The organism is Dyella sp. 2HG41-7, from assembly GCF_021390675.1.
In the GTDB taxonomy this organism is placed as follows: domain Bacteria; phylum Pseudomonadota; class Gammaproteobacteria; order Xanthomonadales; family Rhodanobacteraceae; genus Dyella_B.
The window spans coordinates 3,367,366-3,390,692 of record NZ_JAJEJV010000004.1 but is presented as its reverse complement, the minus strand read 5'-3'; the positions used below and the strand labels follow the sequence as shown (position 1 = coordinate 3,390,692).

18 protein-coding genes and 5 tRNA genes are annotated in these 23,327 nt (G+C 60.8%); all 23 read left to right on the top strand.

Features of this window, described 5'->3' with window-relative positions; translation table 11 throughout:
• The first annotated feature begins 83 nt into the window (after window positions 1-83).
• Window positions 84-1,823 (top strand): tetratricopeptide repeat protein, encoded by a 1,740-nt coding sequence (locus L0U79_RS16700; RefSeq protein WP_233843354.1) that lies wholly within the window; start codon window positions 84-86, stop codon window positions 1,821-1,823.
• Window positions 1,820-2,434, top strand: a complete 615-nt coding sequence (gene lolB / locus L0U79_RS16695; protein WP_233843353.1) for a lipoprotein insertase outer membrane protein LolB — start codon at window positions 1,820-1,822, stop codon at window positions 2,432-2,434. The genes L0U79_RS16700 and lolB overlap by 4 nt, the downstream gene beginning before the upstream one ends.
• A 56-nt stretch (window positions 2,435-2,490) precedes the next feature.
• A complete protein-coding gene (ispE, locus tag L0U79_RS16690) occupies window positions 2,491-3,870 on the top strand; it encodes a 4-(cytidine 5'-diphospho)-2-C-methyl-D-erythritol kinase (RefSeq protein WP_233843352.1) in 1,380 nt (459 codons plus the stop codon).
• Window positions 3,871-3,901: 31 nt separating this feature from the next.
• Window positions 3,902-3,978 (top strand) — tRNA-Gln (locus tag L0U79_RS16685).
• A 203-nt stretch (window positions 3,979-4,181) separates the two neighbouring features.
• Window positions 4,182-5,120 (top strand): ribose-phosphate diphosphokinase, encoded by a 939-nt coding sequence (locus L0U79_RS16680; protein WP_233843934.1) that lies wholly within the window; start codon window positions 4,182-4,184, stop codon window positions 5,118-5,120.
• Window positions 5,121-5,395: 275 nt separating this feature from the next.
• Window positions 5,396-6,064 carry a 50S ribosomal protein L25/general stress protein Ctc gene (locus tag L0U79_RS16675; RefSeq protein ID WP_233843351.1) on the top strand — a complete coding sequence of 223 codons (669 nt, stop codon included), beginning with the start codon at window positions 5,396-5,398 and terminating at the stop codon, window positions 6,062-6,064.
• A 57-nt stretch (window positions 6,065-6,121) separates the two neighbouring features.
• Entirely contained in the window at window positions 6,122-6,721 is a 600-nt protein-coding gene (gene pth / locus L0U79_RS16670; protein ID WP_233843350.1) for an aminoacyl-tRNA hydrolase, read from the top strand.
• A 61-nt stretch (window positions 6,722-6,782) separates the two neighbouring features.
• The gene (gene ychF / locus L0U79_RS16665; protein ID WP_233843349.1) at window positions 6,783-7,874 is read left to right on the top strand and encodes a redox-regulated ATPase YchF; all 1,092 of its coding nucleotides are present in this window, start codon (window positions 6,783-6,785) and stop codon (window positions 7,872-7,874) included.
• Between the two features lie 69 nt (window positions 7,875-7,943).
• A complete protein-coding gene (locus L0U79_RS16660) occupies window positions 7,944-8,441 on the top strand; it encodes a GNAT family N-acetyltransferase (protein WP_233843348.1) in 498 nt (165 codons plus the stop codon).
• Window positions 8,442-8,478: 37 nt separating this feature from the next.
• Entirely contained in the window at window positions 8,479-8,967 is a 489-nt protein-coding gene (locus tag L0U79_RS16655; protein WP_233843347.1) for an acyl-CoA thioesterase, read from the top strand.
• Window positions 8,968-9,071: 104 nt separating this feature from the next.
• Window positions 9,072-9,157 (top strand) — tRNA-Tyr (locus tag L0U79_RS16650).
• 107 nt (window positions 9,158-9,264) lie between these two features.
• Window positions 9,265-9,338: transfer RNA gene (locus L0U79_RS16645), tRNA-Gly, on the top strand.
• Window positions 9,339-9,372: 34 nt separating this feature from the next.
• Window positions 9,373-9,448 (top strand) — tRNA-Thr (locus tag L0U79_RS16640).
• 83 nt (window positions 9,449-9,531) lie between these two features.
• The gene (tuf, locus tag L0U79_RS16635; RefSeq protein ID WP_233839828.1) at window positions 9,532-10,722 is read left to right on the top strand and encodes an elongation factor Tu; all 1,191 of its coding nucleotides are present in this window, start codon (window positions 9,532-9,534) and stop codon (window positions 10,720-10,722) included.
• A gap of 118 nt (window positions 10,723-10,840) precedes the next feature.
• A tRNA-Trp gene (locus tag L0U79_RS16630) sits at window positions 10,841-10,916 on the top strand.
• A 76-nt stretch (window positions 10,917-10,992) separates the two neighbouring features.
• Window positions 10,993-11,385 (top strand): preprotein translocase subunit SecE, encoded by a 393-nt coding sequence (gene secE / locus L0U79_RS16625; protein ID WP_233843346.1) that lies wholly within the window; start codon window positions 10,993-10,995, stop codon window positions 11,383-11,385.
• An 11-nt stretch (window positions 11,386-11,396) separates the two neighbouring features.
• Window positions 11,397-11,957 (top strand): transcription termination/antitermination protein NusG, encoded by a 561-nt coding sequence (gene nusG / locus L0U79_RS16620; RefSeq protein WP_233843345.1) that lies wholly within the window; start codon window positions 11,397-11,399, stop codon window positions 11,955-11,957.
• Between the two features lie 185 nt (window positions 11,958-12,142).
• A complete protein-coding gene (gene rplK / locus L0U79_RS16615) occupies window positions 12,143-12,571 on the top strand; it encodes a 50S ribosomal protein L11 (RefSeq protein WP_233843344.1) in 429 nt (142 codons plus the stop codon).
• A 3-nt stretch (window positions 12,572-12,574) separates the two neighbouring features.
• Entirely contained in the window at window positions 12,575-13,285 is a 711-nt protein-coding gene (gene rplA / locus L0U79_RS16610) for a 50S ribosomal protein L1 (RefSeq protein ID WP_233843343.1), read from the top strand.
• A gap of 340 nt (window positions 13,286-13,625) precedes the next feature.
• Window positions 13,626-14,150: a 50S ribosomal protein L10 gene (gene rplJ, locus L0U79_RS16605; RefSeq protein ID WP_233843342.1), complete on the top strand. Its 525-nt coding sequence runs from the start codon at window positions 13,626-13,628 to the stop codon at window positions 14,148-14,150.
• Between the two features lie 44 nt (window positions 14,151-14,194).
• Window positions 14,195-14,566, top strand: a complete 372-nt coding sequence (gene rplL / locus L0U79_RS16600; protein WP_233843341.1) for a 50S ribosomal protein L7/L12 — start codon at window positions 14,195-14,197, stop codon at window positions 14,564-14,566.
• A gap of 331 nt (window positions 14,567-14,897) precedes the next feature.
• Window positions 14,898-19,058, top strand: coding sequence for a DNA-directed RNA polymerase subunit beta (gene rpoB / locus L0U79_RS16595; RefSeq protein ID WP_233843340.1), 4,161 nt, complete (start codon window positions 14,898-14,900; stop codon window positions 19,056-19,058).
• Window positions 19,059-19,083: 25 nt separating this feature from the next.
• Window positions 19,084-23,295 (top strand): DNA-directed RNA polymerase subunit beta', encoded by a 4,212-nt coding sequence (gene rpoC / locus L0U79_RS16590; protein WP_233843339.1) that lies wholly within the window; start codon window positions 19,084-19,086, stop codon window positions 23,293-23,295.
• The last annotated feature ends 32 nt before the right edge of the window (window positions 23,296-23,327 follow it).

The window sequence follows — 23,327 nt, the reverse complement described above, 5'->3', positions numbered from 1 at the left end:
CGAATGGAGGCGACGGGCGTGGGCCGGCGTAGACTAGACAAATCCGGCTTACGCCGGAACCGACAAGTGGTTGGAGGAATAGTGTGCTGAGCGGGACGGGCAAGTTCAAGCAAGTGCGGCAGTTTGTAGCTGTAGGGTTGGTCGTGCTTGGCATGGTCGGATGTGCCGCGGTACCGCATCGGTCGAGCCCTCCATCTAAAGCGTCGCAACAGCCGCTGGCAACGGTAACCGTAGCCACCCCGGATGCCGATCACGACCTGCTGGCCCAGCTGATGGCAGGAGAGTTGGCGCTGTCCGGGGCCGATCTCAAGGCCGCGTCCCAGGCCTATGACAAAGCCATGGCGCTTTCGAGCGACCCGGATGTGGCCGGAAAGGCCGCCGCCTTGGGCATCGCCATCCACGATCCGGAGGCCGCCAGACGCGCCATTGACCGCTGGCAGGCGCTGGGCGCGACGCCAGCGCAGCTGGCCCAAGCCCGAGCCCAGTTGGCGGTGGAGCAGGGGCAGACTGACGAAGCACGTCGCCAGCTTTCCCTGCTTATCACGAGCGGCGACAAGGATGCCTGGCGCATGTTCGGGCGCGTGTTGATCGGCAGTCGCGATCCGGCGCTCGCCGCCAATCTGCTCGAATCGCTGGCCACGCCGGAGCATCTGCCGGCCGATCCCAAAGCGTGGCTCGCCATGAGCGAACTCGGCGAACAGTTGGGCCGCCACGCCTACGCCGGACAAATCGCCGATGGCGCGTTGAAGCGTTTCGGCACCGCCGAAACCTATGCGTGGGCGGCGCAGCTGAAGCTCAATAACGGCGATCGAACGGGCGGCCTGACGCTGTTGCGCCAGGCGCAAGTGAAAGATCCCACCAACATCGGATTGCGATTGACCTACGCCTCGTTGCTGGGTCAAAGCGGTCAATATTCGCAAGCCGCGCATCTGTTGGAGAAAGGGCCGCAGAACGCGCAGACCTACGCCTTGCGCGCTGCGCTGGCGGCCAATGCCAAAGACAACAAGTCGCTTGGCCAGGTCTATCAGCAACTCGCGCAAGCACCCGATGATGTGCGCACGTCCAGTGCGTATTTGCTCGGTCAATTGGCCGAAGTGCTGGGCAAAAAGGACGAGGCGCTGAAGTGGTACGACCAGGTGCCGGACGACGACGATCACGCTTTCGATGCCGACTTGCGTAGCGCGATTTTGCTGCAGGACCTCGGCCGCAGCGCCGAAGCGCATCAGCAATTGGCCGAGATGCAGACCGATTACCTGGATCAGCCCGCACAACTGCGCCGCGCGTACGAAGTGGATGCCGATCTCTATCTGCGCGACAAGCGTTACCCGGAAGCCACTGATGCATTCAGTCATGCGCTGCAGGTGGCGCCGGACGATCCGGATCTGTTGTACGGGCGTGGTTTGGCGTATGCGGAAATCGGCAAAATCGATCTCGCCGTTGCGGATTTCCGTCATCTGCTGCAGGTCAAGCCGAACGATATCGATGCGAGCAATGCGCTGGGATTCACGCTGGCCGATGCCGATCGCGATCTTGCCGAAGCGGAGAAGTTGATTGCGACCGCACGTGCGGCCAAGCCAAACGATCCGTCGATCGCCGACTCGTGGGGTTGGCTGCAATATCGGCTCGGAAATCTAAACGAAGCGGTGGCCGTGCTGCGCAACGCGTGGCAAACCGGCAAAGACGCCGACGTCGGCGTCCACTTCGGCGAAGTGCTGTGGAAGCAGGGCGATCGCGATCAGGCGCAGCAAGTCTTCGATCAAGTGCGTCGCATCGATCCGCACAACGCCAACCTGCAACAAACTTTGAAGCGCCTAGAGCCATGACCTCACGATTCCGCGTTATCGCAGCGCTCGCACCGCTGCTGCTATTGACTGCGTGCGCGCCGAAGCAGCTCGTGCGCAACCAGGGAGATGCCGCGTCGTTATCGCAACAGGCTGCGCGCGAACAGCAACTGGCCAACGCCGATCACTGGGTTTTGCAGGGTCGGCTCGCAGTCTCCGACGGCAAAGAGGGCGTGCCGGGCAGCGACTTCACGTGGACGCAGAACGGCGCCAGCTATGAACTCATTTTTCGCGCGCCCGTATCCGGCAAGAGCTATCGCTTGAGCGGCGGCCCGGACGGCGCCGAGCTAGACGGCGTCGATGGCGGTCCTCAGCGCGGAGCGGACGCGGAGGCGCTTATGCGGCGCGCGCTGCATTGGGAAGTACCGCTCGATGAATTGCGCGCATGGGTGCTCGGATTGCGGGCACACGGCGCACAAGCCGACCTGAGTTTTGGTGACGATCGTTTGCCTTCCGTTTTGCAGCAGGATGGCTGGACGGTGAGCTATCTCGCGTGGGATACGACGCGTCAACCGCCGCTGCCCTTGAAAGTGTTTGCCGAGAAACCGCCGTACAAAGTGCGGCTCGCGATTCAATCGTGGAGCTTGCAATAACCATCGCATTCATGGGTGGTATGCGTTGCTGACACGAACTTTGATGGCGCTTTGTCATGACATTTCGAATTGAGCGGGCCACTACATCGCACGTAGACGCCCTTTGCACCATCGAGCGCGCAGCCGTGGAAATGTTTCGCGGACATGCGGCGTGGCGTTTTTATTCGTCCGTATCCATTCCGCCGGAGCAGCTTGCGGAAGAAATTCAGCGCGGTTTCGTTTGGGTCGCGATCGATGACGAAAGCGACGAGCCAGTGGGATTCATTTGGCTCGATGCAGAGCAAGATGGACAGATCATCGGCATCGCCGAGATCGATGTGTTGCCGGCGTTCCACCGTCGCGGCATCGGTACGGCGTTGCTTGAACATGCCTGCGCCTGGGCGCGCGCGGCGGGTTATCGGCGCGTCGACCTGGGCACGCTTGCCGATGTGTCGTGGAATGCGCCGTTCTACGCCAAGCATGGTTTTTCGATTGTCGATAAGAACGATCCCGCTTACGCCTATGCGCGCGAGCGCGATCAAGAACACGGGTTTCCCGACACGTTGCGCGTGTTCATGTCGCGTGTGCTTTCGTCGCCCGATGCAAGCGAATGGAGCATTTGGCCGGCGCCGATAAAGCTCAATCTATTCTTGCGCATGCTTGATGAGAACGATGACGGCCAGCGGCAATGGCAAACCGTCTTTCGCCTGTTGGATTGGAGCGACGAACTTCGCGTGCGTGCACGCGATGACGGGCGCATCCATTGCGTTGCGGGCGTGCAGGACGGTTCCAACGATTTGCTGATCCGCGCAGCCGAATTGCTGCGCAGTCGCGCGAATGTGCGTGAAGGTGCAGAAATCGAGATTGAAACGCGTGTTCCCGCGATCGACGGTTTGGGCAGTCGCGCTTCGCACGCCGCCGCCGCGATGCTTGCGCTGAATCATCTTTGGCGATGCGGTTTGGATGTGGACGAGGTGGCCGATTTGGCAAGCGAGCTCGATGCGGAAACCGCGTTGTTCGTGCGCGGCCGTTCGGCGTGGGTGACGGGTGCGGGCGATCGCGCCCGACCGATCAAGTTGCCGCGGCGCTGGTACGTGGTGCTCGACCCGCACGAACACGTGTCGGTCGACGATTTTTTTCAAACAACTGAATTGACACGCATTGCGTCGCCAGCCACAATTTCATCCTTTGCTTCCGGCGAAACGCTGGAGAACGTCTTCGAACCATTCGTCCGCGCGCGATACCCTCGGGTTGCTGTGGCGTTGGATTGGCTGGGAGACCATGGTCACGCACGGCTTTCCGGTGCAGGCGGTTGCGTTTTTCTGGAAACGCCCACGCCTGAGCGGGCTGAAGCGGTTGTTCGGCGTTGTCCGACATCGTTCTCGGCGTACGTGGTCGAGGGCGTCGGGTTGTCGCCGTTGCATCGGGCGCTCGCGCGCCACGCGGCAGCGGCGTAAGTCCGGCGGAGGCAAATGACAATCGAGATATTGGGGCGTCGCCAAGCTGGTTAAGGCACGGGATTTTGATTCCCGCATGCGTAGGTTCGAATCCTACCGCCCCAGCCATATTCGACAGGGGGTCTCATGACCCCCTGTTTCGTGCAATCTGGATGAGATTGCCGCGTATCGAGTGCAACAGAGTTCGATACGATAGAGCCCGCTTCGGGCAGGGACCCGACGGGTGAGTTGAAAAGGCGGCCATCCCCTTTTCAGTGCTGAACTAACAATAGCCTGGTTCTGAGGAAACAACCGTGGATACGTCCAGCCCGATGCTGTTTACCGGCAATGCGCACCGTGCACTCGCCGAAGACGTCGCTCATCGCCTGGGCGTGCCGCTCGGCAAAGCCTTGGTCGGCAAGTTCAGCGACGGCGAAGTGCAGATCGAGATCGAAGAGAACGTCCGCCGCCAGGAAGTGTTCGTGCTGCAGCCTACCGGCGCGCCGAGCGCGGAGAATCTGTTCGAATTGCTCACCTTGGTCGATGCGCTCAAGCGCGCGTCCGCGGCCAGCGTGACCGCGGTCATCCCATACTTCGGTTATGCCCGCCAGGATCGCCGCCCGCGCTCCGCGCGCGTGCCGATTACGGCCAAGATGGTGGCGCGCTTGATCGGCACCTCCGGCGTGGATCGCGTGCTGACGGTCGACTTGCATGCCGACCAGATCCAGGGCTTCTTCGACGTGCCGGTCGACAACGTCTATGCTTCGCCGATCCTGCTGGCGGACATCTGGCGCAACTACAGCATGGACGATCTGATCGTGGTCAGTCCGGACGTCGGCGGCGTGGTGCGCGCTCGCGCGATCGCCAAGCGCCTGGACGATGCCGATCTGGCCATCATCGACAAGCGCCGCCCGAAGGCCAACGTGGCCACGGTGATGAACATCATCGGCGACGTCGAGGGCAAAACTTGCGTGATGGTGGACGACATCGTCGACACCGCCGGCACGCTGTGCGCCGCGGCGGCTGCGCTGAAAGAGCGCGGCGCGCGCAAGGTCGTCGCTTACTGCGTGCATCCGGTGCTGTCCGGCGCGGCGATCCGCAATATCGAGAATTCCCAGCTCGACCAGCTGGTGGTCACCAATACCCTGCCGCTGCGCGAAGAGGCCAAGGCTTGTGCGCGTATTCGTCAGCTTTCGGTAGCCGAATTGCTGGCCGAAACGATCCGCCGCATCGCGTACGGCGAATCGGTGAGCTCGCTCTACATCGACTAAGGGTTTTCTTCCTCTCCCCGCCGGGGAGAGGACTGAGGTGAGGGGTCAAGGCTTGCCCCGGGCTCCAGAAAGCGGTGCTTCGAACTCGCGATCTCGCGAGATTTGCCCCTCACCCAAGCCCTCTCCCCGGAGGGGAGAGGGAGCCACGTTGCTCGATTTTCTGTATACTTACCCGCTTTTCCGCCCGCATCCGCGGGCAATACGGCTCTTCTGGTCGCGGGAGAGTCAGTCTGGCTGCCGCGAGGCGGCTTTCAAAAACCTAAGGCAATTCCGACATGGCTAAGACTCATGAAATCGCGGCACAGGCCCGCAAAGACGAGGGGAAAGGTGCGAGCCGCCGCCTGCGTCGTGCGTCCTTCGTGCCCGCAGTGGTTTACGGTGCGGGTCAACCCGCTGAAAGCATCCAGATCGAGCACAACACCATCCTGCTCGCCGCCAAGCACGAGTGGTTCTTCTCGTCCGTGCTCGACTTGAACGTCGACGGCCAGGTGCAGAAGGTGCTGGTGCGCGACTGGCAGAAGCATCCGTTCAAGCAGCAGATGCTGCACATGGACTTCCAGCGCATCAACGAAAACGAAGCGATCCGCGTGAACGTGCCGATCCACTTCCTGAACCAGGAAAAATCCCCGGCTGGCAAGACCGCCGGCGTGGTGGTTTCGCACAACCTGACGGAAGTGGAAGTGTCCTGCTTGCCGAAGGATCTGCCGGAGTTCATCGAACTCGACCTGTCCGACCTCAAGCCTGGCGACATCATCCACTTGTCGCAGCTCAAGCTGCCGGCGGACGTGGAAATCGTTTCGCTGCACCTGGGCGCCGACCACGACGTGGCGGTGGTCAGTGCCGTGACCGTGCAGGAAGAAGTGGAAGAAGCTCCGGCTGCCGAAGGCGCCGAGGGTGAGGCTGCCAAGCCGGCTGCCGAAGCTTCCAAGGAACCGAAGAAGTAAGCCGCGGCGCATCCGTGTTCCTGCTAGGAATGCGGATGCGTCTTGCCGAAGCGCTCTATGGCAGGTTTGCGTCTCATTGTCGGACTGGGTAACCCCGGTGCCGAATACCTCAGAACCCGGCACAACGCCGGGTTCTGGTTTGTTGACGCCCTCGCAGCAGGTCAGGGCGAGCGTTTCGGGTTCGATGGCAAATTGCACGGCGAAACCTGCAAGGTGCGCATCGGCGGCGATCCCGTTTGGCTGCTGAAGCCTTCAACGTTCATGAACAAAAGCGGCATCGCCGTGGCGTCCGCGTTGCGCTACTACAAGATCGAACCGGAAGAGTGCCTCGTTGCACACGACGAGTTGGATCTGCCAGCGGGTACCGTGCGTTTGAAGTTCGATGGCGGCCATGGCGGTCAAAACGGCCTGCGCGATATCGTGTCGCACTTGGGCCACGGCAAATTTCATCGCTTGCGTGTCGGTATCGGTCATCCGGGTCACAAGGATCAGGTGACGTCGTGGGTGCTCGGTCGCCCTTCGGCGAAAGACGAAGACGCCATGCTCGATGGTATCGCGCAAGCGCTTAACGTGCTGCCGCTTGCAGTCAGCGGTCAATTCGACAAAGCCATGCAGCAATTACATACCCCGGGAACGGAAAAAAAGTCGCCGCCGTAGGCGTGCTTTCATGCAGTTCTGATATCTCACGTTTCTCGTTTTTAGTTTTTCGGAGTTCTTCATGGGCATCAAATGCGGCATCGTCGGCCTGCCTAACGTCGGCAAATCCACCTTGTTCAACGCGCTGACCAAGGCGGGTATTGCAGCAGCCAACTTCCCGTTTTGCACCATCGAACCCAATGTGGGCGTGGTGCCGGTGCCGGATCTTCGTTTGAATGCGCTAGCGGCTATCGTCAAGCCGCAGAAAGTAGTGCCGACGGCGGTGGAGTTCGTCGATATCGCAGGCTTGGTCGCCGGCGCGTCGAAGGGCGAGGGCCTTGGCAACAAGTTCCTATCGCATATTCGCGAAGTCGATGCAATTGCGCACGTGGTGCGTTGTTTCGAACACACCGACATCATTCACGTCGCGGGCAAGGTCGATCCGATCGCGGACATCGAAACGATCGATACCGAATTGGCGCTGGCGGATTTGGACTCGGTCGAAAAAGCGCTCAATCGCGCCGAGCGAGCCGCCAAGGCCAACGATAAAGAAGCACTGGCGAAAAAGCCGGTGTTGCAAAAGCTCGCGGCAGGCCTCAATGAAGGAAAATCCGCGCGCAGCCTGGGCCTGGATGACGAAGAAAAAGCCTTGATTCGCGATCTTTTTCTGCTGACGCTCAAGCCGCTGATGTACATCGCCAACGTGCGTGAAGACGGCTTTGAAAACAATCCGCATCTGGATGCGGTGCGTCAGCGCGCAGCGGGCGAGGGTGCGGAAGTGGTGCCGGTTTGTGCGGCGATCGAAGAAGAATTGTCGCAACTGGACGATGCCGATCGCGATGAATTCTTGAAGGATCTCGGCCTGGAAGAGCCGGGCCTCAATCGCGTGATTCGCGCCGGCTACAAACTGCTTAATCTGCAGACGTATTTCACCGCGGGCGAAAAAGAAGTGCGCGCGTGGACCGTGAAACGCGGCGCGACCGCACCGCAAGCCGCGGGCGTCATTCACACCGATTTCGAGCGCGGTTTTATCCGTGCGGAAACGGTGTCGTACGACGACTTCATCCATTTCAAGGGTGAAAGCGGCGCGGCGGCCGCCGGCAAGTTGCGCAAGGAAGGTAAGGAATATCTCGTCAAAGACGGCGACGTACTTCACTTCCTGTTCAACGTTTGAGTTCGAAGGCCCCGCAAAAGCGGGGCTTTTTTTATGCGAGCATTCGCCTTATGGCCGGAGTGAATGCTCATGTCTCGTGACGTATTGCGGCTGCGACTTGCGCAGCCGGACGATGCGCGCGTCATCGGCGTGTTGAGTCGTCGCGTGGTGGCGCGCTGGGTGGCGCCCGATCAATCGCGCAAGGTCGCTCGAGAATTGCTTTCGAGACTGACGGCGAAGGCGCTCCGCCAAAAAATCATGGAAGGCCAACGCTTTCATTTGGCCTATTTGAACGACGTTTTGGTTGGCGTGGCCGCGATGCGCGACGATCATCATCTCGTTCATTTCTACGTGAGTACGCGCTATCAAGGGCGTGGTATTGCGCGACGTCTTTGGCAGCGCACTGTGCAAGATGCGACGCGGCGCGCCGGCACGCATCGTTTCACGCTCAACGCCACGCGCTGCGCCATTCCCATCTATCTTCGCTTCGGTTTTCGTGTGGACGGCCCAGAACAGCCCTCGCCCAACGGGGTTTTCACCACGCCAATGACGTTGCTGCTCCCGAAGCGAGCCGGTAAGCGCGCATAATGCGAGTTCTACCGTTCGCGTTTCCGTTGGAGATCGCATGTCAGGCCAGCAGCACGAAGTAACCTTCCGTTTTCTCGCCCAACCCACCGACGTCAATTTCGGCGGCAAGGTGCACGGCGGTATGGTGATGAAGTGGATCGATCAGGCGGGATATGCGTGCGCCGTCGGCTGGAGCGGGGCGTATTGCGTGACGGCGGCCGTCAGCGGCATCCAGTTCGTCAAGCCGATTTTGATCGGCGATTTGGTCAGCGTTCGCGCCAAGTTGATTCACACAGGCACGTCCAGCATGCAGATGGCGGTCGATGTGCTGGCGCGCGATTTGCGCACGGGCGACGAGCGTCTTGCGACGAGTTGCGTGATGGTTTTCGTGGCGTTGGATAAGCCCGATGGCAAGCCCACGCCTGTGCCGCCATGGACGCCCCGCGACGACAACGAACGCCGCTTGCAAGAGAAGGCGTTGCACCTGCTGGAGCTGTCCAAGAGCATGGAGCAATTGGTCGATACGCGAGGCGCAGGAAACGACTGAACAACAGCGCGCTTCGGCCGGAAAAATCTCGAAAAATCGGTGGTTTCCCTCGTTAAAGGTGTTGACACAATCGGCGCCGATCCACACAATAGCCGTTCTTTGTTGGAGGGATACCCAAGCGGCCAACGGGGGCAGACTGTAAATCTGCTGGCTTACGCCTTCGGTGGTTCGAATCCACCTCCCTCCACCAGTTTTACTATCTTCGGATAGTGATACTGGCGGAATGAAACCGGAGCTGTGGAGGTGGTCCAAACCACCAAAATGGATTGACGGTTCTTCAGACGAGTTCCGCGCAGGGCGGGAGTAGTTCAATGGTAGAACCTCAGCCTTCCAAGCTGATGGTGCGGGTTCGATTCCCGTCTCCCGCTCCATTGATCTCGTTTGATCTTGTTGCTGTGCATTTGTGCTCATGTAGCTCAGTCGGTAGAGCACTTCCTTGGTAAGGAAGAGGTCGCTGGTTCGATTCCAGTCATGAGCACCACCGCATACGACTTTCGCAGTATCGCCTCGTAGCTTTTTTTGGTTTTCCTTCTCACTCATTGACACCATTGGGATTTAGCGCTCATGGCAAAGGGTAAATTCGAACGCACCAAGCCACACGTGAACGTGGGCACGATTGGTCACGTGGACCACGGCAAGACGACGCTGACGGCAGCGCTGACGAAGATCGGCGCCGAGCGTTTCGGTGGTGAATTCAAGGCGTACGACCAGATCGACGCGGCGCCGGAAGAAAAGGCGCGCGGTATCACGATCTCCACGGCGCACGTGGAATACGAATCGCCGACCCGCCACTACGCGCACGTGGATTGCCCGGGCCACGCCGACTACGTGAAGAACATGATCACGGGTGCGGCGCAGATGGACGGCGCGATCCTGGTGTGCTCGGCCGCCGACGGCCCGATGCCGCAGACGCGCGAACACATCCTGCTCAGCCGTCAGGTGGGCGTGCCCTACATCGTCGTGTTCCTGAACAAGGCCGACATGGTGGACGACGCGGAGCTCTTGGAACTCGTCGAAATGGAAGTGCGCGAGCTGCTGTCCAAGTACGAATTCCCGGGCGACGACACCCCGATCATCAAGGGTTCGGCGCTGAAGGCGCTGGAAGGCGACCAGTCCGAAATCGGCGTGCCGGCGATCATCAAGCTGGTGGATGCGCTGGACACCTACATCCCGGAACCGGTGCGCGTGCTGGACAAGGCCTTCCTGATGCCGGTGGAAGACGTGTTCTCGATCTCCGGCCGTGGCACCGTGGTGACCGGTCGTGTGGAGACGGGCATCATCAAGGTCGGCGACGAAATCGAAATCGTGGGCCTGAAGCCCACGGTCAAGACCACCGTGACCGGCGTGGAAATGTTCCGCAAGCTGCTCGACCAGGGTCAGGCCGGCGACAACGTGGGTCTGCTGCTGCGCGGCACGAAGCGTGAAGACGTCGAGCGTGGCCAGGTGTTGGCCAAGCCCGGTTCGATCACCCCGCACACCGACTTCGAAGGCGAGATCTACGTGCTGTCGAAGGAAGAAGGCGGCCGTCACACCCCGTTCTTCAGCAACTACCGCCCGCAGTTCTACTTCCGTACGACGGACGTGACCGGAGCGATCAAGTTGCCGGAAGGCACGGAAATGGTGATGCCGGGCGACAACGTGAAGATCTCGGTGACGTTGATTGCGCCGATCGCGATGCAGGAAGGTCTGCGTTTCGCGATTCGCGAAGGTGGCCGCACCGTCGGCGCCGGCGTCGTCGCGAAGATCCTCAAGTAAGCGGTAAAATGAGAAGTCGCCCGCGATGCGGGCCGTAAAACGCAGGAGCCGGCTGTTTTCGGCTCCGATGCGTATACGGCAAGCAAAGCGAGCGACTTCACTTTTAGTTTTTTAACGTACGCCAGTAGCTCAATTGGCAGAGCAGCGGTCTCCAAAACCGCAGGTTGGGGGTTCGAGTCCCTCCTGGCGTGCCATCTTCTCTAAGGAACGATGGCGGGTGTTTCGAAATAGGCCAAATGGCCCCATATCGAGGCATCCGCATGAATGCGCATGAATACCAAGGCTGAACAGTCCAAAGGCACAAGCGGCGCCGACATCGGCAAGTTGGTGCTGGCCGTGCTGGTGCTGGCGGCCGGTATCGTCGGCTACACCTACCTCGGCAATATCGGGGCGGCCTCGCCGGTGCGCCTGGTCACCATCATCGCGGCGGTGATCGTTTCGGTGGCGATCGCATCGTTTACGTCGCTCGGTCGTCGCGCGCGTCATTTCTTGTCCGAGTCGCAATTCGAAATGCGCAAGGTGGTCTGGCCCACGCGGGACGAGACCATCAAGACCACCGGCATCATCATTGCCGTCGTCATCATCCTCTCGCTGTTGCTGGGGCTGATTGACCTTATTCTGAAGTCGGTCGTGCTCGACTGGCTGCTGAAGCTTGGTTCGTAAGGAGCGCCGAAATGAGCAAGCGTTGGTATGTAGTTCATGCTTATTCCGGGTTCGAGAACCAGGTTAAGAAGGCTTTGGTCGAGCGCATCCATCGCGCCGGCATGGAAGAAAAGTTCGGCGAAGTGCTGGTTCCCACTGAAGAAGTGGTGGAAATGCGCAGCGGTCAGAAGCGTCGCAGCGAGCGCAAATTCTTCCCCGGCTATGTGCTGGTGCAGATCGAAACCAACACCGAGGGCAAGGCGCCGCGCATCGACGACGAGTGCTGGCATCTGGTGAAGGAAACCCCGAAGGTCATGGGCTTCATCGGCGGTACGGCCGATCGTCCCATGCCGATTCGCGACAGCGAGGCCGATACGATCCTCAGCCGCGTTCGCGAAGGTGTCGAGAAGCCCAAGCCCAAAGTGCTGTTCGAGCCGGGCGAGATGGTTCGCGTCACTGACGGCCCGTTCAACGACTTCAATGGCGTGGTCGAGGAAGTGAACTACGAGAAGAACCGCCTGCGCGTCGCGGTGCTGATCTTCGGTCGTTCCACCCCGGTCGAGCTCGAATTCGGCCAGGTCGAAAAGGCCTGATAGGCGCTTTCGGCACAGGGCTTGCTTAAAGCCCGTTTCATCTCTAAACTACGCGGTTCACGCCGGGGTCTTTCGACTCGGCGTGTCCGTATTTCTGGAATTCGCAGGATCGCGAGTTCCCCTCTCACCAGGGAATGTGCACTGCGAGGAGCCGCAAGGCGCTAGAACTCGCGAGGAAACCTCCAATGGCAAAGAAAGTTGTCGGTTATATCAAGCTGCAGGTCAAGGCCGGTCAGGCCAACCCGTCGCCGCCCGTGGGCCCGGCCCTCGGTCAGCGCGGCCTGAACATCATGGAATTCTGCAAGGCGTTCAATGCCGCCACGCAGAAGATGGAACCGGGTCTGCCGATTCCGGTCATCATCACGGCCTACTCGGACCGTACGTTCACCTTTATCACCAAGACCCCTCCGGCCACCGTCCTGATCAAAAAGGTCACCGGCGTCGCCAAGGGTTCGTCCAAGCCGAACACCGATAAGGTCGGCAAGATCACCCGCAAGCAGCTGGAAGACGTTGCGAAGCAGAAAGAGCCGGATCTCACGGCTGCTGATCTGGACGCCGCCGTGCGCACCATCGCTGGTAGCGCGCGCAGCATGGGCTTGGTGGTGGAGGGTTAAGACATGGCAAAGCTCACGAAGCGTATGAAGTCCGCGCAGGCGGCAGTGCAGCCGGGCAAGTTCTACGGCCTGGAAGAAGCGCTCAATATCGTCAAGACCAACGCCAAGGCCAAGTTTGCCGAGTCGGTGGACGTGGCGGTGCGTCTGGGCATCGATGCGAAGAAGTCGGACCAGGGTGTGCGCGGTTCCTCGCTGCTGCCGCACGGCACCGGCAAGACCATCAAGGTCGCCGTGTTCTGCCCGGCCGGTGAAAAGGCTGAAGCCGCCAAGGCGGCCGGCGCCGACGCCGTCGGTATGGACGACCTGGCCGAGCGCATGCAGGCGGGCGATCTCGACTTCGGTCGCGTGATCGCTACCCCGGACGCGATGCGCGTAGTCGGTAAGCTCGGTCAGTTGCTCGGCCCCCGCGGCCTGATGCCGAACCCGAAGGACGGCTCGGTCACCGCCGACGTCGTCACGGCCGTCAAGAATGCGAAGGCCGGCCAGGTGAAGTTCCGTAACGACAAGGCGGGCATCATCCACGCCACGATCGGTAAGGCCAACTTCGAAGCAGCCCAGCTGGCGGACAACCTGAACGCGTTGATCGCCGACCTGCTGAAGGCGAAGCCGGCCACCGCCAAGGGCCAGTACCTGCAGAAGGTTGCGCTGTCCAGCACGATGGGCGTCGGCGTGCCGGTCGATACCTCGACCCTGTCGGCGGCCTCGGCCAAGTAAAAAGTTCAAGTCCTGCGCGCACGCATGTGTCGCGCAGGCAGTTTTTGAGGGTAGCCCCGGCGAAAGCCGGAGCCGCCGTCAAAGACCGCAGGCGCGATCTTTCGCGCGGTGACGACGGGCAGGGAGCTCGTGATCGGCAAAGGAATCGCCGTCACCGTTCAACAAGATCGCTTAATAGGGTTTCCGAATCCGACCTGCGTAGATGGTGCTGCCCATTCTGGAATCGTTTGTATCTGGAAAGGCCACCACCCGGGACGTTGAGTCCCCGACGTCAAGGAAGGCGTCGCTCAGGACCGCCAGCGGCAGGAGCCGCAAGCGGATGTCAATGTGGAGGAGTGATATGGCTCTGAATCTCTCTCAGAAGCAAGAAGTAGTCGCCGAGCTGGCAGAAGTTGCCGCGAAGGCTCACTCCTTGGTCGCTGCCGAGTATGCGGGCACCACGGTCGAACAAATGACCGCGATGCGCAAAAAGGCTCGCGAATCTGGTGTTTTCTTGAAAGTTGCCAAGAACACGCTGGCTTCGCGCGCTGTGGTCGGTACCGAGTTCGAGGTCGTCAAAGACGCCCTGACCGGTCCGCTGCTGTACGCATTCTCGACGGAAGAACCCGGTGCTGCCGGTCGTCTGATCAAGGAATTCGCCAAGGGCAACGACAAGCTGAAGGCGAAGGTCGTTTCCGTGGAAGGCAAGTTGCTGCCCGCTTCGCACGTCGAAGTGCTGGCCTCGCTGCCGACCCGCGAACAGGCTCTCGCCATGCTGGCCCGTGCGCTGGCCGAACCCGCTGCGATGTTTGCGCGCGCCGTCAAGGCCGTCGCCGACAAGCAGGGTGGCGGCGAAGCAGCCCCGGCCGAAACGGCATCTGCCTAATTCGACGCGAATCCAATCGAAACCATTTCCAGAGGTAAATAAACATGTCTCTTACCAACGAACAGATCGTTGAAGCCGTAGCCGCGAAGTCGCTCATGGAAGTGATGGACCTGGTCAAGGCCATCGAAGAAAAGTTTGGCGTGTCCGCCGCTGCCCCGGTCGCCGTGGCTGCCGGTCCGGCCGCTGCTGGCCCGGCTGTTGAAGCGCAGACCGAGTTCGACGTCGTTCTGATCAACGCCGGCGAAAAGAAGGTCGACGTGATCAAGGCTGTCCGCGCAATCACCGGCCTGGGTCTGAAGGAAGCCAAAGACCTCACCGAATCCGGTGGCGTGCTGAAGGAAGCCGTGTCGAAGGAAGACGCCGAGAAGTTCAAGAAGGACCTCGAAGCCGCCGGCGCCAAGGTCGAACTGAAGTAATTGGCGCCCTTGCGCGCCGTCAGTTTGATCCAGCGTCACGCAAGCCTGGGGGCGTAAGTCCCCGGGCTTTGCCCGCTTCGGCGACTTGTTCGCGTGAAGCGGTTCAAGCGAACTAGGAAGGTTCGCCGTGAATCGAGCACTCGTGCTCGATTCGTCCACATCGAAAGAGGCAGGTGCTTCGTTCGGTGCGGGTAAGGATGCCGCGGAGCCGGGGCATGGAGGATGGATGAGTTGCTTTCGACTCTTCATCCTCGATTCCCCCTCCAAAATTTTTTTCATTTTGCCGGTGTGTGCACCACCGGCACCACAGCGAACCGAGGCGTCACCGACCATGACCTACTCGTTTACCGAGAAGAAGCGCATCCGCAAGGATTTCGGCAAGCGTCCGCCCGTATTGGGCGTGCCCAACCTGCTGACCATCCAGACCGATTCCTACCGTGAATTTCTGCAAGAGGACGTTGCTCCCAAGCAGCGCGAAGACAAAGGTCTGCACGCCGCCTTGAAGTCCGTGTTCCCGATCGTCAGCTATTCGGGCAACGCTGCCCTCGAATACGTCGATTACCGTCTGGGCGAACCGCCGTTCGACGAGCGCGAGTGCCGCAACCGCGGCATGACGTTCGGCGCGCCGCTGCGCGTGACCGTGCGCCTGGTGATCTACGACAAGGACAGCCCGGCCTCGAAGAAGGCCGTGAAATACGTGAAGGAACAGGAAGTCTACATGGGCGAAATTCCGCTCATGACGGACACCGGCACTTTCATCATCAACGGCACCGAGCGCGTTATCGTTTCGCAGCTGCATCGTTCGCCGGGCGTGTTCTTCGATCACGACCGCGGTAAGACGCACAGCTCCGGTAAGTTGCTGTTCTCTGCGCGCGTGATTCCGTATCGCGGTTCGTGGCTCGATTTCGAATTCGACCCGAAAGACGCGCTGTTCACCCGTATCGACCGTCGCCGCAAATTGCCGGTGACGGTGTTGCTGCGCGCGCTCGGCTACAGCAACGAAGAGATGCTCGGCATCTTCTTCGAACACAACGTGTTCCATTTGGGCAAGAAGGGCGGCACGACGCTTGAACTCGTCGCCGAGCGCCTGCGCGGCGAAACGCTGACCTTCGATCTCACCATCGGCGGCAAAGTGCTGGTGGAAGCGGGCAAGCGCATCACGGCGCGCCACGTGCGTCAGCTCGCGGCCGAAAACATCACCGCGTTGGAAGTGCCGGACGACTATCCGGTCGGCCGCATCATCGCGATCGACATCGTCGATCCGAAGACCGGCGAATTGTTGGCTTCCGCCAACGACGAAATCAGCGCGGAGCAGCTGGAAAACTTCCGCAAGGCCGGCATCGAAACGCTGCCGACGTTGTACGTGAACGATCTTGATCGCGGCGCGTACATCTCGCACACCTTGCGCATCGATAGCACCAAGACGCAGCTCGAAGCGCTGGTGGAAATCTATCGCATGATGCGTCCGGGTGAGCCGCCGACCAAGGAAGCGGCGCAGAACCTGTTCTTCAATTTGTTCTTCACGTTCGACCGCTACGACTTGTCGGCCGTGGGTCGCATGAAGTTCAACCGTCGCGTTGGCCGTAAGGAAATCATCGGCCCAGGCGTGCTGTACGACCAGAAGTACTTCGGCGAACTCAAGAACGAAGAAGCGCAGGCGTTGTTTGCTGCGCAGGGCGATTCGTCCGACATCCTCGACGTGCTGAAGGTGCTGATCGACATCAAGAACGGTCACGGCACCGTTGACGATATCGATCACCTCGGCAACCGTCGCGTGCGTTCGGTCGGCGAAATGGCGGAAAACACGTTCCGCATCGGCCTGGTGCGCGTGGAGCGCGCCGTGCGCGAGCGCTTGTCGCTCGCCGAAGCCGATGGCCTGACTCCGCAAGACCTGATCAACGCCAAGCCGGTTGCGGCGGCGGTGAAAGAGTTCTTCGGTTCGTCACAGCTCTCGCAGTTTATGGACCAGAACAACCCGCTGTCGGAAGTGACGCATAAGCGTCGCGTGTCCGCGTTGGGACCGGGCGGTCTGACGCGCGAGCGCGCCGGCTTCGAAGTGCGCGACGTGCATCCGACTCACTACGGCCGCGTCTGCACCATCGAAACGCCGGAAGGTCCGAACATCGGTCTGATCAATTCGCTCGCCGTGTACGCGCGCACGAACCAGTACGGGTTCCTCGAAACGCCGTATCGTCGTGTCAACAACGGCAAGGTCACCAACCAGGTGGAATACCTGTCGGCGATCGAAGAAGGCGATCACGTGATCGCGCAGGCGAACTCGCCGCTCAACAAGGACGGCAGCTTCGTCGAAGACTTCGTGTCTTGCCGTTTCCGCGGTGAATCCGAGCTGCGTCCGTCGGCCGAGATCAACTACATGGACGTCTCGCCGATGCAGACCGTGTCGGTCGCGGCGGCGCTCGTGCCGTTCCTCGAACACGACGACGCGAACCGCGCGTTGATGGGCGCGAACATGCAGCGCCAGGCCGTGCCGACGCTGCGTTCGCAAACGCCGCTGGTGGGTACTGGCATCGAACGCGCTGTGGCGCGCGACTCGGGCGTCATCGTCACCGCCAAGCGCGGCGGCGTAATCGACCAGGTCGACGCTGCACGTATCGTGGTGCGCGTGAACGAGCGCGAAGTTGGCGAGAACGATGCCGGCGTCGATATCTACACGCTGACCAAGTACACGCGTTCCAACCAGAACACCAACCTCAACCAGCGTCCGCTAGTGAACGTGGGTGACGTGGTGGCGCGTGGCGACACGCTGGCCGACGGTTCGTCGACCGATCTGGGCGAGCTCGCGCTCGGCCAGAACATGCTGATCGCCTTCATGCCGTGGAACGGCTACAACTTCGAAGACTCGATCCTGCTCTCCGAGCGCGTGGTGCAAGAAGACCGCTACACCTCGATCCACATCGAGGAGCTGTCGTGCATCGCGCGCGACACGAAGCTGGGCGCCGAAGAAATCACCGCCGACATCCCGAACGTGGGCGAACAGGCGCTTGCGCGTCTGGACGAATCCGGCATCGTGTACATCGGCGCGGAAGTGAAGGCCGGCGACATCATGGTCGGCAAGGTCACGCCGAAGGGTGAAAGCCAGCTCACGCCGGAAGAAAAACTGCTGCGTGCGATCTTCGGCGAGAAAGCGTCCGACGTGAAAGACAGCTCGCTGCGCGTGCCGCCGGGCATGGACGGCACCGTGATCGACGTGCAGGTGTTCACGCGCGACGGTATCGAGAAGGACAAGCGCGCGCGTCAGATCGAGGAAATGGAAATCAAGCGAATCCGCAAGGACTTCGATGACCAGTTCCGCATCCTCGAAGGCGCGATCTACAACCGTATGCGTGCGCAGCTGCTCGGCAAAGTCGCCAACAGCGGCCCGGGCGGTTTGAAGCGCGGCGTGGAAATCACCAACGAATACCTCGATAGCCTGAAAAAGGACGACTGGTTCAAGGTCAACGTCAAGGACGAGGACGTCACCGAATTCCTGGAGCGCGCGTCCGAACAGGTCAAGCGTCATCGCGAAGAATTCGACAAGCGCTTCAAGGAAAAGCAGGGCAAGATCACCCAGGGCGACGATCTCGCACCGGGCGTGCTCAAGATGGTCAAGGTGTTCCTGGCCGTTAAGCGCCGCATCCAGCCGGGCGACAAGATGGCCGGCCGTCACGGTAACAAGGGCGTGGTGTCCAACGTCGTGCCGGTGGAAGACATGCCGTACATGGCTGACGGCACGTCGATCGACATCTGCCTCAATCCGCTGGGCGTGCCTTCGCGTATGAACATCGGTCAGATTCTGGAAGTGCACTTGGGCTGGGCCGCAAAGGGCTTGGGCAAGAAGATCCAGAAGATGCTCGAAGCGCAGGAGAAGGTGTCGCAGATTCGCGATTTCCTCGACCAGATCTACAACCACCACGTTGCCGGCGCCGTGCAACATGTCGACCTGAAGTCGCTCACCGACGAAGAAATCATGACGTTGGCGAACAACCTGCAGGAAGGCGTGCCGATGGCCACCCCGGTGTTCGACGGTGCCGAGGAAGCGGAACTGAAGGCGATGCTGAAGCTGGCGGAACTGCCGGAATCCGGTCAGACCAATCTGTTCGACGGTCGTACCGGCGAAGCGTTCGATCGTCCGGTCACCGTTGGCTACATGCACTACCTGAAACTCAACCACTTGGTCGACGACAAGATGCACGCCCGTTCGACTGGTCCGTACTCGCTCGTCACGCAGCAGCCGCTGGGTGGTAAGGCGCAGTTCGGCGGTCAGCGTTTCGGCGAAATGGAAGTCTGGGCGCTCGAAGCCTACGGCGCGGCTTACACCCTGCAGGAAATGCTGACGGTGAAGTCCGACGACGTGCAAGGCCGCAACCAGATGTACAAGAACATCGTCGACGGCAACCACGAGATGGCGGCGGGCATGCCGGAATCCTTCAACGTTCTCGTGAAGGAAATCCGCTCGCTCGGCATCGACATCGACCTGGAAGAGATCAAGTAACCCGCGGGTTACAGGAGCTTATGCAATGAAAGATTTGCTCAATCTGTTCAATCAGCAGCGCACCACGCCGGAGTTCGATTCGATCAAGATCGCACTGGCGTCGCCGGAGCTGATCCGTTCGTGGTCCTACGGCGAAGTGAAGAAGCCGGAAACCATCAACTACCGCACCTTCAAGCCGGAGCGCGATGGCCTGTTCTGCGCCGCCATCTTCGGTCCTGTGAAGGATTACGAATGCTTGTGCGGCAAGTACAAGCGCATGAAGCACCGCGGCGTGGTCTGCGAAAAGTGCGGCACCGAAGTCACGCTCGCCAAGGTGCGTCGTGAGCGCATGGGCCACATCGAGCTGGCCAGCCCCGTTGCGCACATCTGGTTCCTCAAGTCGCTGCCGTCGCGCATCGGCTTGATGCTGGATATGACGCTGCGCGACATCGAGCGCATCCTGTACTTCGAAGCCTTCGTGGTGATCGATCCGGGTTTGACCGCGCTTGAGCGCGGTCAGCTGCTTAGCGAAGACCAGTACCTCGAAGCCGTGGAAGAACACGGCGACGAATTCGACGCTCGCATGGGCGCCGAAGCCGTGTACGAATTGCTGAAGTCGCTGGATCTTCCGGGCGAAGTGATTCGCCTCAAGGAAGAAATCGCTTCCACCAATTCGGAAACCAAGCTCAAGCGTCTCACCAAGCGCGTCAAGCTGATCGAAGCCTTCCTCGAATCCGGCAACCGTCCGGAGTGGATGGTGATGACCGTGCTGCCCGTGCTGCCGCCGGACCTGCGTCCGCTGGTGCCGCTCGACGGTGGTCGCTTCGCGACCTCGGATCTCAATGATCTGTATCGCCGCGTCATTAACCGCAACAACCGTCTGAAGCGTCTGCTCGAACTCAATGCGCCCGACATCATCGTGCGCAACGAAAAGCGCATGCTGCAGGAATCGGTCGACGCGCTGATGGACAACGGCCGTCGCGGCCGCGCCATCACCGGCACCAACAAGCGCGCGCTGAAGTCGCTCGCCGACATGATCAAGGGCAAGCAGGGTCGCTTCCGTCAGAACCTGCTCGGCAAGCGCGTGGACTACTCCGGTCGTTCGGTGATCGTGGTCGGTCCGACGCTGCGCCTGCATCAGTGCGGTCTGCCGAAAAAGATGGCGCTGGAATTGTTCAAGCCCTTCATCTTCGCCAAGCTGCAGAGCCGTGGCGAAGCCACCACGATCAAGGCCGCGAAGAAGCTGGTCGAGCGCGAAGAGCCGATGGTGTGGGACATCCTCGAAGAGGTGATTCGCGAACATCCTGTGCTGCTCAACCGCGCACCGACGCTGCACCGTCTGGGCATCCAGGCGTTCGAGCCGAAGCTGATCGAAGGCAAGGCCATCCAGCTGCATCCGCTCGTGTGTACCGCGTTCAACGCGGACTTCGACGGTGACCAGATGGCTGTGCACGTGCCGCTCTCAATCGAAGCGCAGCTGGAAGCGCGCGCGCTGATGATGTCGTCCAACAACATCCTGTCGCCCGCCAACGGCGAGCCGATCATCGTGCCGACGCAGGACGTGGTGTTGGGCCTGTACTACATGACGCGCGAATTGGTGAATGCGAAGGGCACCGGCATGGTGTTCTCCAGCATCGCCGAAGTGCGTCGCGCCTACGACAACCGCGTGATCGAACTACACGCCAAAGTCCAAGTGCGCATGAAGCAAGTGCACGTGCACGACAACGGTGAGCGCACCAGCACCATCTCGCTGGTGAACACCACCGTCGGTCGCGCGCTGCTGGCCGAAATCATGCCGGAAGGTTTGCCGTTCGAACTGGCCAACACCGAGCTGACCAAGAAGAACATCTCGCGCCTGATCAATGCGTGCTACCGCCGCCTGGGTCTGAAGGACACGGTGATCTTCGCCGACCAACTGATGTACACCGGCTTCCGTTTCGCGACGCGCGCCGGTATCTCCATCGGTATCGACGACATGATCATCCCGACCGAGAAGAAGGGCATTCTGGAAGAGGCCGAGAAGGAAGTGGTCGAAATCCAGGAGCAGTACCAGTCGGGTCTGGTGACCGCGGGCGAGCGCTACAACAAGGTCGTCGACATCTGGTCGCGCACCAACGAACTGGTCGCGAAAGCGATGATCGACGGCATCGGTACCGAGAAGGTGGCCGATGTCAACGGCAAGACCGTGGCGCAGAAGTCCATGAACTCGCTGTACATCATGGCCGACTCCGGCGCGCGTGGTTCGGTGGCGCAGATTCGTCAGCTTGCCGGTATGCGCGGTTTGATGGCGCGTCCGGACGGCTCGATTATCGAAACGCCGATTAAGGCGAACTTCCGCGAAGGCCTGAACGTTCTGCAGTACTTCAACTCGACGCACGGTGCTCGTAAGGGTCTGGCGGATACGGCGTTGAAGACGGCGAACTCCGGTTACCTCACCCGTCGTCTCGTGGACGTGGCGCAGGACGTGGTCATCACCTCGACCGATTGCGGTACCGAGGAAGGCCTCATCATGCAGCCGATCGTGGAAGGCGGCGACGTGGTCGAGCCGTTGCGCGAGCGCGTGCTCGGCCGTTCGGTGGCCGAAGACGTTTACGGTCCGGGCGAAAGCGACGAACCGATCGTTACGCGCAACACGCTGCTGGACGAAGCGCTCGTCGAGAAGCTCGACAAAGCCGGCGTGCAGTCCATCAAGGTGCGTTCGTCGATCACCTGCCAAGCCAGCCACGGTGTTTGCGCACTGTGCTACGGCCGCGACCTCGCACGTGGTCACCTGGTGAACATGGGTGAAGCCGTGGGCGTGGTGGCTGCGCAGTCGATCGGTGAGCCGGGTACCCAGCTGACGATGCGTACGTTCCACATCGGTGGTGCGGCGTCGCGTGCGGCTGCCGTGGATAACGTGTCGGTGAAGACCACCGGGACGCTGAAGTTCAACAACCTCAAGACCGTGCAGCATTCGCAGGGTCACTTGGTGGCGGTGTCGCGTTCGGGCGAAGTGTCGGTGATCGACGCGAACGGTCGCGAGCGCGAGCGCTACAAGGTGCCTTACGGTGCGACGATTTCCGTCAAGGACGGCGCGCCGGTCAAGGCGGGTCAGACGGTCGCCAACTGGGATCCGCATACCCATCCGATCGTGTCGGAAGTGGCCGGTGTGGTGCGCTTCATCGACTTCATCGATGGCGTCACCGTGCAGAGCCAGACCGACGAACTCACCGGTTTGGAATCGGCGGTGGTGACCGATCCGAAGCGTCGCGGTACCGCGGCGAAGGATCTGCGTCCGATCGTGCGTCTGGAAGACAGCAAGGGCCGCGAGCTCAAGCTGCCGGGTACCGACGTGCCGGCGCAGTACTTCCTGCCGGCCGGTGCGATCGTGTCGATTCAGAACGGCGCCGAAGTGGGCGTGGGCGATGTGGTTGCCCGTATCCCGCAGGAAACGTCGAAGACCCGCGACATCACCGGTGGTCTTCCGCGCGTGGCCGACTTGTTCGAAGCGCGCAAGCCGAAAGAACCGGCGATTCTCGCCGAGCGTTCGGGCGTGGTCAGCTTCGGCAAGGACACCAAGGGCAAGCAGCGCCTGATCATCAAGGACAGCGATGGCAACGAGCACGAAGAGCTGATTCCGAAGTGGCGTCAGGTCATCGTGTTCGAAGGCGAACACGTGGAGAAGGGCGAAACCGTGGTGGACGGCGAGCCCAATCCGCACGACATCCTGCGTTTGCTGGGTGTCGAGCCCTTGGCTGCTTACTTGGTCAAGGAAATTCAGGACGTCTATCGCCTGCAAGGTGTGAAGATCAACGACAAGCACATCGAAACGATCATTCGTCAGATGCTGCGCAAGGTCGAGATCACCGAGCCGGGCGAGAGCCATTACCTCCGCGGCGAGCAGGTCGAGCGCGTGCGTATCACTGCCGAAAACGATCGCGCAGAGAGCCGCAACGAGCGTCCGGCCGACTTCCAGTCGGTGCTGCTCGGCATCACCAAGGCATCGTTGGCGACCGAGTCGTTTATTTCGGCCGCATCGTTCCAGGAAACCACTCGCGTTCTTACCGAAGCGGCGGTTCGTGGCACGCGCGATACCTTGCGTGGTTTGAAGGAAAATGTTATTGTCGGCCGTCTGATTCCGGCAGGTACGGGTCTGGCGTATCACGCACAGCGTCATCGCCAGGGCGGGTTGACCGCCTCGGAACTGGAAGCTCTTTCCAGCTCCTCCCAGGCTTCCTTCTCGGAGGCGCCGGTAGGCACTGATGCAGGTGTTGAGTAAGCCCCCATCGGCTTTACTCACCGACATACGAA